Below are 13,407 nucleotides of genomic sequence, written 5' to 3' on the forward strand. Positions count from 1 at the left end.
ACCCAAAAACAGCGACGCGTCGAACCGAATAATCTTCGCGCTAGCCTACCAACAGGGGCCACTATGGGACTTTTCATTCTAAAGCGTGTTGGCATCATGCTCCTGACGGCATTATGTCTGACATTCTTAGTCTTTTTCCTCACTAACCTGTATCCGAACCTCGAAAAGCTTGCGAAAACGCAGGGCAACTTCAGGATGTCGGATGAGCAGGTTGAAAGTTATCTGGAAAAGAACGGGTATCTTCAGCCGATGCCGGTCAAATACGGCGAGTGGTTGGGAGTATTGCCGTCCTATCGGCATACGAATGAAGACGGCACGGTTCAAGGCAGATGTATTCTGCCAGGTGAATCTGCGGAAGATTCCCCCAAGTTCTGCGGCATCCTGCAGGGATACTGGGGTTATTCGACCGTCTTCAAAGAAGAAGTTTCAACGGTCGTGGGAACCCGTCTGGGCCTGACCGGCAGGCTGATGTTCTGGGTGATGTTGCTGATGGTTCCGTCGGCACTGATCCTCGGTATTATGGCTGGAATGAAAGAAGGATCGGCCACGGACCGGACCCTCTCGACCTTTGCGATCACCACTACTGCGACACCAGAATACGTCTCGGGCGTTATTTTCATCGCCATCTTCACCTCGTCCGCTGTGGGCTTGAAATGGTTCAAAGGCACAGCGACACAGGCGATGGAGAACCCGACGTTCGAGAACTTCTTCCTGCCAGTGTTGACCATTGCGCTTTATGGGATGGGCTACATCGCCCGAATGACCCGCGCCTCCATGACAGAGGTGATGACGGCGCAATATATCCGAACCGCGCGCCTGAAAGGCGTGTCGTTTTCCAACATTGTCATGAAACACGCACTGCGCAATGCCCTGATCGCGCCATTTACCGTTATCATGCTGCAGTTCCCCTGGCTGCTGAACGGCGTCGTGATCGTTGAGACCCTGTTCAACTACAAGGGCTTTGGCTGGGCGCTGGTTCAGGCGGCAGGCAACAACGACATTCAGCTTTTGCTGGCGATCTCGGTCGTGTCGGTCTTTGTGGTGCTGGTGACGCAGCTGATCTCGGATATCGGTTATGTCTACCTCAACCCCCGCATCCGTATTTCGTAAGGAGGGATAGATCATGGAACCACTTACCTGGACCGGCTCTATCGCCATCCTGAACCCTTTGCTGATGATCGCAATCGCAGCCCTGCTGATTTCGATCGTCGTTTGGATACTTGGCAGTATCGTATTGCCGGAAGCGCCAGTGAGCGTGAATATTGATGGTACGATAAGCACCGGATCGGGCCTGCGCGGACTGACGCAGAAGGCGCTGCGATACAGCTTTGCGGCCTGTGTTGCGCTCGCGTTGGCCTACATCTTGCTGGGCATTCTCATGGGTACCAGCGCAGGCATCATCGGCGCGATTTCACAGCAGTTTCTGCCCGTCTGGCTGTCGCTGGTCATTCTTTTCGCCATGTCGATTGCCTTTAAACGCAAACTGGGACTTTACGGCAAACTGTTTGACAGCCCCATCGGCATGATCGGCTTTGGCCTTGTGATGTTCTGGGTTTTCACCGGCGTCTTTGGCGCCATGGACCTGATCATCACCCACGATCCGCTGGATCAGGTGTCGGGTATGAAGAACAAGGTGCCCGGAACACCCCTCCCTTCTGCGGAGGACGGCGAATACGCCTGGTACCTGTTGGGCGGCGACAATCTGGCCCGAGATGTCTTTAGCCGTATGGTCAAAGGCGCGTGGATCGTGGTGCAGATCGCCCCGCTGGCGACCATGTTTGCCTTCATGGTCGGTATTACTCTGGGCCTGCCTGCCGGGTTCTATGGCGGTCGTCTAGACACGTTCCTGTCCTTCCTCGCCAACCTGATCCTAGCCTTCCCCGTGATCCTGCTTTTCTATCTTCTGGTCACGCCGGAAATCGTGGCGACCGGGGTACCGAACTATATGGCAGCGGTCCTGTTCGTGTTCCCGATCCTGTTCCTCGGCGTACTGTTGAACTCGCGTTATTACACCCGACCGAATTTCCGCACACCGCTATTGATCGGAGTATTGGGCATTGCGCTGTGGCTGTATCTGTCACTGATTTCAACCGGCGGCTACATCATCAACACTGACAGTTACCGCATCTGGGGTCTGCCGACTTATCTGGACCTCTTTGATATCCCCGGCGGTATTCTGGTAGTGTTTGTTTCGGTGGTTTTTGTGAATTCGCCCACTGTGTTCCGCATTGTGCGGGGACTGGCGATGGATATCAAAACGCGTGACTACGTGGCAGCTGCACAGACCCGTGGCGAAGGCCCCTGGTACATCATGCTGTGGGAGATTCTGCCCAACGCACGCGGTCCGCTGATCGTCGATTTCTGTCTGCGGATTGGCTATACCACCATCCTGCTGGGAACGTTGGGCTTCTTTGGCCTTGGGTTGCCGCCGGAAAGCCCGGACTGGGGGTCAACGATCAACGAGGGGCGCAAGCTGCTGTCGATCTATCTGCACCCGGCCCTACCGCCTGCGTTGGCGCTGTTGTCATTGGTTCTTGGTCTGAACCTGCTGGCCGACGGCCTGCGCGAGGAAAGTCTGAAAGACTGATGTGATCGAGGCCGGGGGGCCAGCCCCCCCGGTTCCCCGAGATTTTAGCCAGATGATGGGGATAGCCCTGACTCTCGCGAGGAGAAACACAGATGAACAAACTGGCGGATTATGACGGGCCAATTCTGGAGATCGACAAACTGTCGATTTCATTCTTTACCCGGCTGCGGGAAATCCCCGCCGTGATGGACTTCTCAGTCAGTGTACAACCGGGCGAAGCCGTAGGATTGGTTGGTGAATCCGGCTGCGGCAAGTCCACCGTGGCACTGGGGGTCATGCAGGACCTTGGCAAGAACGGGCGCATCGTGGGTGGCTCGATCAAGTTCAAGGGCCGCGACCTTTCGGAAATGTCAGCCGAAGAACTGCGCGATATTCGCGGCAACGAGATCGCGATGATCTATCAAGAGCCGATGGCCTCGCTGAACCCGGCGATGAAAATCGGCAAGCAGTTGATGGAAGTTCCGATGATCCACGAGGGCGTCAGTTCCGACGAGGCGTATGCCCGCGCTTTGGAAGTGGTTACGGACGTTCGCCTGCCTGACCCCGAGCGGATGTTGAACTCTTTCCCCCACCAGTTGTCAGGTGGACAGCAGCAGCGGATCGTCATCGCTATGGCGCTGATGTCCAAGCCGGCGCTCTTGATCTTGGATGAACCGACCACCGCTTTGGACGTGACGGTTGAGGCCGCCGTTGTCGAACTTGTAAAGGATCTGGGCAAGAAGTACGGCACTTCGATGCTGTTCATCTCGCACAACCTCGGCCTGGTTCTAGAGACCTGCGACCGACTATGCGTGATGTACTCCGGTGAAGCGGTTGAACGCGGCTCAATCCACGATGTCTTCGACGAAATGCAGCACCCCTATACGCAGGCGCTGTTCCGTTCGATCCCGTTGCCGGGGGCCGACAAGAACGCGCGACCGCTGGTGGCGATTCCGGGTAACTTTCCCCTGCCCCACGAACGCCCTCCGGGTTGCAACTTTGGCCCGCGCTGCGACTATTTCGAAGAAGGTCTCTGTGATGCGCAGAACATCCTAATGGAGCCGGTGCCGGGCAATGATCGCCACCACACGCGCTGCCTGAAGTTCAAGGAAATTGATTGGAACGCGCCGATCACCGTGGGAGAGCAAAAGGAAAAAGCCGAGATCGGTCGCACCGTTTTGAAGATGGACAACCTCAAGAAATATTATGAGGTGGCTGCGAATGCCCTGTTCGGCGGCGGTGAAACCAAGGTGGTGAAGGCCAACGAAACGCTCAGCTTCGAAGCACATGAGTCTGAGACGCTGGCCATCGTCGGTGAATCCGGCTGCGGCAAGTCCACGTTCGCCAAGGTGCTGATGGGGCTGGAAACGGCAACCGACGGCCAGATCCTGTTGGACAATCGCAATATCGAAGCCGTCCCGATCGAACAGCGTGACGCCAAGACCGTTGGCGAAGTGCAGATGGTGTTCCAGAACCCCTTTGACACGCTGAACCCCTCGATGACCGTGGGCCGTCAGATCATCCGCGCACTGGAAATTTTTGGCGTCGGCAACTCCGAGGCGGAGCGCAAAAAGCGGATGTTGGAACTTTTGGATCTGGTGAAACTGCCCCGCGCCTTTGCGGATCGGATGCCCCGGCAGTTGTCCGGTGGTCAGAAACAACGCGTCGGTATCGCCCGTGCCTTTGCCGGAGATGCAAGGATCGTGGTCGCGGATGAACCCGTTTCGGCGCTGGACGTGTCCGTGCAGGCAGCGGTAACCGATCTGTTGATGGAGATTCAGCGAGAACACAAAACCACTCTTTTGTTCATCAGCCACGACCTGTCCATCGTACGTTACCTTAGCGATCGCGTAATGGTGATGTACCTGGGCCATGTGGTGGAACTGGGCACGACGGATCAGGTCTTTGCCCCGCCCTATCACCCCTATACCGAAGCGTTGCTGAGCGCTGTTCCGATCGCCGATACGTCGATAGAAAAGCAGCATATCGTGCTGGAGGGGGATATCCCCTCGGCAATGAATCCGCCTCCTGGGTGTCCGTTCCAGACCCGGTGCCGGTGGAAGTCAGAAGTTCCAGGCGGGATGTGCGAACGCGACGTGCCACCGGTGAAAACTCTGGCCGACGGCCATCAGGTAAAGTGCCACCTGTCCGAAGACATTCTGGCCCGAATGGAGCCGGTCATCAAAATCGCGGCAGAGTAATCCCTTGGAAAAAGGTGCCGGGTTTAACCCGGCACCCGTTTTCATATTTCTGAACCATTGTACCGCTAGCTCTCGGCATCTAGCTGGATTGAATTTGGCAATCGCGATTGCAATCATCCTGACGACATCGGTTTGCCACGCCGCGCTGAACTCCTATTTGAACTGGTCTTATCCGTAATTGCGCTTCTGGCTATGCCCCGGTCTTGGTGCTTGCTGCGATGAGCGTCTCGACGCACTAGGAAGTGCCTGCTACGGGGTTTCTGCCGGTGCCAGCCAGACAATACTAGGGAGCTTCGTCAACGAGCGGGAGGCACGCGCAAATTCACTTTATGATTACAGCCTGTCTACCGGAGCTTTGATCAAAGTTCTTACTGCTATTACGTTCTAAAGCACGTCGAAGCTGGTGACCCAATATTCAAAGAAGTGACTTAACCGCCCCAGATTACTTTCACGTAATTCTGGGTTTCTTTGTACGGCGGTATGCCGCCGTGCTTTTCGACGGCCTGCGGCCCCGCGTTGTAGGCCGCTAAGGCTAAACGCCAGGATTTGAACTTGCGGTACTGCCAGGACAAGTACCGAGCACCACCTTCCAAGTTCTGCTTCGGATCATGTGGGTTCACACCCAATAGCTGGGCCGTTCCCGGCATCAGCTGAGCCAGCCCCAAGGCCCCCTTGTGTGACTTTGCATTTGGATTCCATCCGCTTTCCTGCTGCACCAGACGCAGGAATAGATCTTCCGGGACATTGTGCTTGCGCGCGGCCTGCCGGGCCAGGGTCATGTACTGACCGCGATACTTACCGGTATAGCGCTTGTTGAACTTGGGCTGTGCAGTCTTTGGCTTCAACCGTTCGGAATCACGATACTGGGTCGCAGCACGAGAATCCAAAACCTTGGATTGTTTGAGAAAGATGTCTTTCCGGTTTTTGGTAGACAAGGTCTGCGCAGTCGCCGAAACCGAGATCAAGGCAAAGCAAGAAACCAAAAAACAACTAACCAGAAATCGCATTTAAGCCAATCTCGCTCGTTCAGAAACTCTGTGAACTATAGATATTTCAGCCAACAATGAAAGCATGGTAAACAGGACATAAGTATTTTCTTGCCGGGTGTTGCCGACATCAACTGTGTTTCAACCGCGACGCAGGCCGTATAGGGTCGCGTTGAAACACTGCGCCAGATTCGGGCGCGCATACGTCAATACAGAACGGGGAAATACATGGCGGGTTCAGTCAACAAGGTCATTCTGGTCGGAAATCTTGGCCGCGATCCCGAGGTCCGGACATTCCAGAACGGTGGCAAGGTGTGCAACCTGCGCATCGCCACATCCGAGACCTGGAAAGACCGCAACACCGGTGAACGCCGCGAGCGCACCGAGTGGCACTCGGTCGCGATTTTCAACGAAGGGCTTGTCCGCGTGGCCGAGCAATACCTGCGCAAAGGCTCCAAAGTTTACCTTGAAGGTCAGTTGCAGACCCGCAAGTGGCAGGATCAATCCGGTCAGGATCGGTATTCAACCGAAGTGGTTCTGCAAGGGTTCGGTTCGACACTGGTGATGCTGGACGCCCGCGGTGAAGGCGGCGGCGGCGGCGGTGGTTATGGTGGCCAGTCGGGCGGCTATGGCGGCGGCCAGGCCGGTGGCGGCTACGGTGACCCCTATGGCGGTCCGTCCAGTGCCCCTGCCCCAGCATCTGGCGGTATCGACGACGACGAGATCCCGTTCTAACCAAAACGGAGACACAACATGACATGGTCCTTCTCACTCGGCCGAATACTTGGGTCGGAATTGAGGGTCCATGTCACCTTTTTCCTTTTGTTGGCCTGGGTCGGTTTTGCCGCCTATTCCAACGGAGGACTACCGGCCGCCATTGAGAACCTGATCTTCGTACTGGCCCTGTTTGCCTGCGTCGTTGCACATGAGTTCGGCCACGCACTGATGGCTCGTCGGTACGGGATCAAGACACCCGACATCACTCTGCTGCCAATCGGCGGGTTGGCACGGCTGGAACGGATGCCGGAAAAGCCGATGCAAGAGGTCTGGGTCGCCCTTGCCGGGCCTGCCGTGAACATTGTGATTTGGGTCGTATTGGTCGTTCTTGGGGCCGGAATGCCGCTTGAAACGATGGCGCAGATCGACTCGACCGGCCCCGGTCTGTTGAACCGGCTGGCCTATGTGAACCTGCTGCTGGCGGCATTTAACATGATCCCTGCTTTTCCGATGGATGGCGGGCGCGTGTTCCGCGCCCTGCTGTGCCTCAAGATGGATCGGGTCAAGGCAACAAGGGTCGCCGCCCTTGCCGGACAGGTCGTCGCCGTTGCTTTCGGATTCTGGGGATTGAGCACGGGCAACCCAATTCTGGTTCTGATCGCTGTCTTTGTCTTCATCGCAGCCAATTCCGAAAGTCAGGACGTGGCAATGCGTTCGGTCGCACGGCGTGTTCTAGCGCGGGATGCGATGATCACCGAGTTCCACGCCCTGTCCCCGACCGACACGTTGGCCACGGCGGCGCAGGCGGTCATTCACACCACGCAACATGAATTCCCGGTACTGGATTCAGCAGGCGCTTTACTGGGGTTTGTTACTCGCAACGGTCTGTTCTCGGCATTGGCCGGAGACACCCCGCGCTCGGAACCGGCCACGTCGATCATGGAAACGGATATCCCACAGGTGCAATTGACCAGCGGGCTCGAGACGGTTCTGGCAGGTTTGCACAAAGGTGCCCCGGCCATCGCGGTTTGCACGCAAGCCGGAAACATGGTCGGCTACATCACTCGTGAAAACATCGGTGAGTTGATGGTGATCCGCGGTCGCTGATCAGACCGTCTCCAAGGCGTCTTCCAGCACTGAAATCACTGCCTCACGCGGAACGTCCGAGGTGACAAAGGCCTCACCGATCCCGCGCGCCAGAATGAACCGCAATTGGCCGTCGATAACCTTCTTGTCCTGTGCCATCAGATCAACCAGCGCTTCGGCATCCGGCAAATCGCCGGGAATGTCGGCCAGATCGGTTTTCATCCCCATCGCCCGAAGATGAGCGCGGACGCGGCTTGGATCTTCTTGAGAGCATAGGCCCAGACGAGACGACAACTCGAACGCCAGCGCGCAGCCGATGGCCACGCCTTCACCGTGCAGCAGACGGTCGGAATAGCCAGTCGCAGCCTCAAGCGCGTGGCAGAAGGTGTGGCCAAGGTTGAGCAGCGCGCGGTCGCCCTGCTCAGTCTCATCACGCGCCACGATATCGGCTTTCATCTGAACCGAGCGTGTCACCGCCCGCACCCGCGCGGCCATGTCTCCGCCCGAAACATCTGTGCCGTTTTCCTCAAGCCATTCGAAGAAAGCGGCATCGCCAAGCAGACCGTATTTTACAACTTCGCCATAGCCCGACAGAAAATCACGCTGAGTCATCGTGCCCAGAACCGAGGTATCGGCCAGCACCAGCGAAGGCTGATGGAAGGCCCCGATCAGGTTTTTGCCATGCGGCGCGTTGATCCCGGTCTTGCCCCCGACCGAACTGTCCACCTGCGCCAGCAGCGAGGTCGGGATTTGCACAAACCGCACTCCGCGCCGCAGAACCGCGGCGGCAAACCCAACCAGATCGCCAATGACACCGCCACCCAAGGCGACGACCACATCCCGACGCTCGACCTTTTCCGCCAGCAGCCACTCAACCGTGCGTTCGAAATGCGGCCAGCTTTTAGTGGCCTCACCCGCAGGCAAGGTCAGAGAAGTCATCTCGATCCCGGCAGCAGCCAACCCGTCGCGCAGAGCGTCCAGATGCAGCGCGCCCACGTTGTCATCCGTGACAACGGCCACCTTGGGTCGGGGCAGCAAGGGCGCAATCCGCGCGCCAGCCTGCTCCAGCAAGTTTGGGCCGATTTCCACATCATACGAGCGTTCGCCCAGCTCTACATGTACGGTTTGGTGCATTATTTCCGTTCCAAAACATCGGGGCGTGTTGCCAACGCATCCAGCACCCGGTTCACCATATTCTCGATCGAAGTTTCGCCGTCCGAATCTGCGATCAGATCGGCCTGCGCATAGACCGGCACGCGCTGTTCATAAATGCCACGCAAAGTCGCATACGGGTCAGCCGTGCGCAGCAAAGGACGTGTATCCTTGTGCTTGACGCGATTCCACAAAACATCCAGATCGGCTCGCAACCAGACGGACACACCGCGCTCGGTGATCATTGTACGGTTCTGTTCGGCCAGAAAGGCGCCGCCACCGGTCGAAAGAATGCCTTTTTCCTCATCCAGCAGACGCCCGATGACCTGGCTTTCCTTGGCGCGGAAAAACGGCTCTCCGTCGCGAGCGAAAATCTCGGGGATGGTCATGTTGGCTGCCGATTCGATCTCTGCGTCGCTGTCGAGGAAAGGAACACCCAGTCGCGCGGCCAATGCACGGCCCACCGCCGTCTTTCCTGCCCCCATCATGCCCACAAGAACCACTGTTTTGAGCAGATCAAAGCCCGTGTCTGTGTCCGTGGTAGAAGTGTTATGCTTAATTTCGCTCATTTCACCGTGAATGACGTGATCTTAGGAAAAATGCTAGCTATAACTATGACAAAAGAGAAAATTGGGGCAGCGTTGAGCAATGGGCCGTCTGATCAAGTTCTTGTTATATCTGATTTGCCTGGGTTTTGTCGGGCTGGTGGCATATGCCTATCTGGGTCCGTTCTTCGGCGCCGACTTTTCGGCGCCGCAAGATGAGATACGAGAGCCGGTAATCCTGAATGTCGAATAAGGCCGCACTGTTTGCGCTGTTTTTGGCCGGCTCGGCCGAGGCGCAGCAGGAACCTCTTTCCGTTATCGAATGGCTAAGTGACCCGCCGGAAAACCTGCCGGGGACCGTGTTGCTGGAACCACCGGTGACAGAGACCGGTGTTCAACCGGATGTCGAGGTCACGCCGCTTGAGGCATTGTCACCGCCATTTGGGCTGGTGTCGTCCTCGGTGACCGGTCTTCCGGTTGACCTTTGGCAGAACAGCGACCCTGCCCGTCTGGCGCAATTGATCGCCCGCGTGCCCGTCAAGTACAACCCGGCGATGCAGCGCCTGCTGTTCACCCTGCTGCTGACCGAGGCCCGCGCGCCTGCCGGTCCGAATGCGCAGGAACCTCTGCTGTTGGCGCGGCTTGACCGGCTGCTGCAACTGGGCGCAGCCGATCCGGTACAATCGTTGGTGCAACTCGCCGGGCCCACCGATAACCGCGAACGGTTTCAGCGCTGGTTCGACGCGACACTGCTGACCGGGGATGAGGATCGCAGCTGCACAGCTTTGATCGCGCAGCCGCATCTATCCCGGGACTACGCCGCGCAAATTTTCTGCAAGGCCCGTCGGGGCGATTGGAGCTCGGCCGCGCTGACGCTTGAGGCCGCCCATGCTCTTCAGGTCCTGCCGCCCGAGGATTTGGACGTGCTGGACCGGTTCCTTAGCCCCGAGCTCTACGAAGATGCCGAATATCTGCCACAGCCCGAAAATCCCGATCCGCTGAGTTTTCGGCTGTTCGAAGCCATTGGCGAGCGTTTGCCTTCTGCGCCCCTGCCGCGCGCTTTTGCAAATGCCGACCTGCGCGATGTCGCCGGATGGAAAGCACAGATCGAGGCCGCCGAGCGCCTGACGCGGATCGGTGCGCTGACCCCGAACCAATTGCTGGGCCTGTATACCGAGCGCTCGCCCGCCGCTTCTGGCGCGGTCTGGGACCGGGTCGCGGCGGTGCAGAAATTTGAAAACGCTTTGGAGACCGGCAAACCGAGCGCTATCGCCACTGCGCTGCCCAAAGTCTGGGAACAAATGCGTAGTGTCGGGTTAGAAGTTCCCTTTGCAGAACTTTTCGCTGACCAACTATCGCAAACGACCCTGCCCGATCCGGCTGCCGAAAACCTGCGGTGGCGGATTCTGCTGTTGTCCGAACTTTATGAAACCGCCGCCCTGTCGCCACCGGACGAGTCGGTAGAAACGCAGTTTCTGGCCGCACTGGCACGGGGCGATCCGGGACGGGCGCGCAGCCCGTCGCCTTGGGCCGATGCGGTGGCCGAAGGATTTGCCTGGGCTGCGCCCGTCCCTTCGGATATCGATGCGATGCTGGCGAACGGGCAATTGGGCGAGGCCATTCTGGAAACGATGGAGCTGTTCGCACATGGCGCGCGCGGCAATCTTGTCGATCTGACCGCAGCCGTTGCAACCCTGCGCCGCGTGGGGCTGGAGGACACCGCCCGCCGCGCCGCGTTGAACCTTTTGATCCTGCAGGACACCTGAGTATGGCGGCCCCGGCAACCTCGGACCTGTGGATCTCCACCTTCCTGCAGGCTCAAGCTGCTGAACTTGGCGCCGCTAACAACACTTTGTTAGCCTATGGCCGTGACCTGAAGGATTTTGCTGCTTGGCTGGAACGCCGCAAAACGGGATTTACAGAGGCTGATCGGGATCAGATCGAAGCTTATATGATCGACTGTGACGCGCAGGGGCTGGCGCAATCCACCCGCGCGCGGCGATTGTCGGCGATCAAGCAAATTTATCGTTTCGCGTTCGAGGAAGGCTGGCGCGACACCAACCCCGCCATTCAGATCAAAGGCCCCGGACGGCAAAAACGCCTGCCCAAAACGCTGGGCGTGCCCGAAGTCGACCGTTTGCTGCAAGCCGCCCGCCAGACAGGGCGCACTAAAGCCGACCGGGTACGCAACACCTGCCTGATGGAGGTGCTCTATGCCACCGGTATGCGCGTGACTGAACTGGTGTCACTGCCTGTTTCCTCCGCGCGGGGTGATCCGCGGATGCTGCTGGTTTTGGGCAAAGGCGGCAAAGAACGGATGGTGCCGCTATCACCCCCTGCCCGTGAAGCGCTGGCAGCGTGGCTGATCCTGCGGGATGAGGCCGAGGATCACGCGGTTACCGACGGCGTGCAGCGATCCAAGTTCCTGTTTCCCTCGCGCGGGAAATCCGGGCACCTGACGCGCCACATGTTCTTTCTGCTGGTCAAGGAACTGGCCGTTCAGGGTGGCGTTTCGCCTGAAAAGGTCACGCCGCACACCCTGCGCCATGCCTTTGCCACGCATCTTCTGGCCAACGGGGCTGACCTGCGGTCGATCCAAACTCTGTTGGGCCATGCAGATGTAGCGACCACCGAAATCTATACCCATGTTCTGGACGAACGTCTGGCGGAATTGGTGTTCGAGCATCACCCGCTGGCCAAAGACACTGAAGACAAGGGCTAACCCCTTGATCCGCAGGGGTCGCACCCCCATAACGGATGCAGCAACACCAATAACCAAGGACCGATGGAACCCTCTTCTTCTCTGATCGACGGCGCATTCTGGTTTACCACAGGCGCCATTCTGCTTTTGCTTGTCCTGTCAGGCTTTTTCTCGGGTTCTGAAACGGCATTGACCGCCTCGTCGCGCGGCAAGTTGCGGGCGCAGGCCGACAAGGGCTCGCGCGGGGCACAAAAGGCGCTGGATATCACCGATGACAATGAACGGCTGATCGGCTCGGTCCTGCTGGGCAACAACCTCGTGAACATCCTCGCGGCCTCGCTGGCGACGGCATTGTTCACACGTCTCTTCGGTGAAAGCGGCGTGGCGCTGGCGACGCTGGTGATGACCCTGTTGGTTCTGATCTTTGCCGAGGTTCTGCCGAAAACCTATGCCATCACCAACGCGGAAAAGGCAGCCGCTGCCGTCGCGCCGATCATCAGTGTTGTGGTGACTGTTTTCTCGCCCATGGTTGCGGCGGTTCGTTTGCTGGTGCGCGGCGTTCTGCGCTTGTTTGGCGTGCAGATCGACCCTGACAGCAACATTCTCGCTGTGCGTGAGGAAATCGCCGGTGCGCTACATCTGGGCCACTCGGAGGGCGTGGTCGAAAAGGAAGACCGCGATCGTATTTTGGGCGCGCTTGATTTGGGCGACCGCACAGTGGAAGAGATCATGTTGCACCGCTCGAACATCGAGATGATCGATGCCGACGACGCGCCCGAGGCCATCCTGCAGCAATGTCTGAAAAGCCCGCACACCCGCCTGCCCGTGTTCCGGGATGAACAGGAAAACATCGTAGGCGTAGTGCACGCCAAGGACCTGTTTCGCGCCATGTACGCACACGCGGGCGCCAGCGAGGAAGACAGCGACCGGCTGAAATCCTTCGATATCTCGAAAGTGGCCAACGACCCCTACTTTGTGCCCGAAACGACCACGCTGGATGACCAGATGCGCGAGTTTCTTCGGATGCACAGCCACTTTGCTCTGGTCGTGGATGAATACGGCTCGTTGCGCGGCCTGATAACGCTGGAGGACATCCTCGAAGAGATCGTGGGCGAGATTGCCGACGAGTTCGATATCGAAGAAGACGTTCCTGTGACCCGAACCGAGGACGGGCAGTTTCTGGTCGAGGGCGCGATGACGATCCGCGATGCCAACAGGGCGATGGACTGGTCGCTGCCGGATGAAGAGGCCAACACAATCGCAGGTCTCGTCATTCACGAGGCGCAAATGATCCCGGTGACCGGACAGGTGTTCTCGTTCCACGGGTTCCGTTTCGAAGTCACTGCACGCGAAGGCAACCGGATTACCGAGCTGAAAATCCGCCCGCTCTGATCCGCGACAAGCGATGTCGTGAATGGAACAGCCCGCCCTGCCGCGCACCTGCAGTCTTTGA

12 protein-coding genes are annotated in these 13,407 nt (G+C 58.2%); 9 read left to right on the forward strand and 3 right to left on the reverse strand.

Features of this window, described 5'->3' with window-relative positions:
* Nucleotides 1-63: 63 nt before the first annotated feature.
* The 3 genes from ACR0ER_RS01440 (at nt 64) to ACR0ER_RS01450 (ending at nt 4,767) form a co-directional block, all read left to right on the forward strand.
* Nucleotides 64-1,110: an ABC transporter permease gene (locus ACR0ER_RS01440; protein ID WP_480767405.1), complete on the forward strand. Its 1,047-nt coding sequence runs from the start codon at nt 64-66 to the stop codon at nt 1,108-1,110.
* A 13-nt stretch (nt 1,111-1,123) separates the two neighbouring features.
* Nucleotides 1,124-2,587, forward strand: coding sequence for an ABC transporter permease (locus tag ACR0ER_RS01445; protein WP_480767406.1), 1,464 nt, complete (start codon nt 1,124-1,126; stop codon nt 2,585-2,587).
* 92 nt (nt 2,588-2,679) lie between these two features.
* Entirely contained in the window at nt 2,680-4,767 is a 2,088-nt protein-coding gene (locus ACR0ER_RS01450) for a dipeptide ABC transporter ATP-binding protein (RefSeq protein WP_480767407.1), read from the forward strand.
* 428 nt (nt 4,768-5,195) lie between these two features.
* On the opposite strand, the gene ACR0ER_RS01455 is transcribed toward ACR0ER_RS01450, so the two are convergent.
* Nucleotides 5,196-5,774 (reverse strand): lytic transglycosylase domain-containing protein, encoded by a 579-nt coding sequence (locus tag ACR0ER_RS01455; protein WP_480767408.1) that lies wholly within the window; start codon nt 5,772-5,774, stop codon nt 5,196-5,198.
* Between the two features lie 207 nt (nt 5,775-5,981).
* Here ACR0ER_RS01455 and ssb point away from each other — a divergent pair, with 207 nt between their 5' ends.
* Nucleotides 5,982-6,488: a single-stranded DNA-binding protein gene (ssb, locus tag ACR0ER_RS01460; RefSeq protein ID WP_170398182.1), complete on the forward strand. Its 507-nt coding sequence runs from the start codon at nt 5,982-5,984 to the stop codon at nt 6,486-6,488.
* A gap of 18 nt (nt 6,489-6,506) precedes the next feature.
* On the forward strand, nt 6,507-7,577 hold the full coding sequence (locus ACR0ER_RS01465) for a site-2 protease family protein (protein ID WP_480767409.1): 1,071 nt from the start codon (nt 6,507-6,509) through the stop codon (nt 7,575-7,577).
* Here ACR0ER_RS01465 and aroB read toward each other — a convergent pair whose 3' ends face one another.
* Together aroB and ACR0ER_RS01475 are read right to left on the reverse strand one after the other, a co-directional pair.
* A complete protein-coding gene (aroB, locus tag ACR0ER_RS01470; protein WP_480767410.1) occupies nt 7,578-8,690 on the reverse strand; it encodes a 3-dehydroquinate synthase in 1,113 nt (370 codons plus the stop codon).
* Complete coding sequence (locus tag ACR0ER_RS01475) at nt 8,690-9,277, reverse strand: shikimate kinase (RefSeq protein ID WP_480767411.1); 588 nt, start codon at nt 9,275-9,277, stop codon at nt 8,690-8,692. The genes aroB and ACR0ER_RS01475 overlap by 1 nt, the downstream gene beginning before the upstream one ends.
* A 79-nt stretch (nt 9,278-9,356) precedes the next feature.
* Here ACR0ER_RS01475 and ACR0ER_RS01480 point away from each other — a divergent pair, with 79 nt between their 5' ends.
* The 4 genes from ACR0ER_RS01480 (at nt 9,357) to ACR0ER_RS01495 (ending at nt 13,346) form a co-directional block, all read left to right on the forward strand.
* A complete protein-coding gene (locus tag ACR0ER_RS01480) occupies nt 9,357-9,506 on the forward strand; it encodes a hypothetical protein (protein WP_170331309.1) in 150 nt (49 codons plus the stop codon).
* A complete protein-coding gene (locus tag ACR0ER_RS01485; RefSeq protein WP_480767412.1) occupies nt 9,496-11,019 on the forward strand; it encodes a hypothetical protein in 1,524 nt (507 codons plus the stop codon). Before ACR0ER_RS01480 ends, ACR0ER_RS01485 begins: the two co-directional genes overlap by 11 nt.
* A gap of 2 nt (nt 11,020-11,021) precedes the next feature.
* Nucleotides 11,022-11,975: a site-specific tyrosine recombinase XerD gene (locus ACR0ER_RS01490; protein ID WP_480767413.1), complete on the forward strand. Its 954-nt coding sequence runs from the start codon at nt 11,022-11,024 to the stop codon at nt 11,973-11,975.
* Between the two features lie 63 nt (nt 11,976-12,038).
* Nucleotides 12,039-13,346 (forward strand): HlyC/CorC family transporter, encoded by a 1,308-nt coding sequence (locus tag ACR0ER_RS01495; RefSeq protein ID WP_480767414.1) that lies wholly within the window; start codon nt 12,039-12,041, stop codon nt 13,344-13,346.
* Nucleotides 13,347-13,407 lie beyond the last annotated feature (61 nt).

The organism is Ruegeria sp. CH8, from assembly GCF_056536985.1.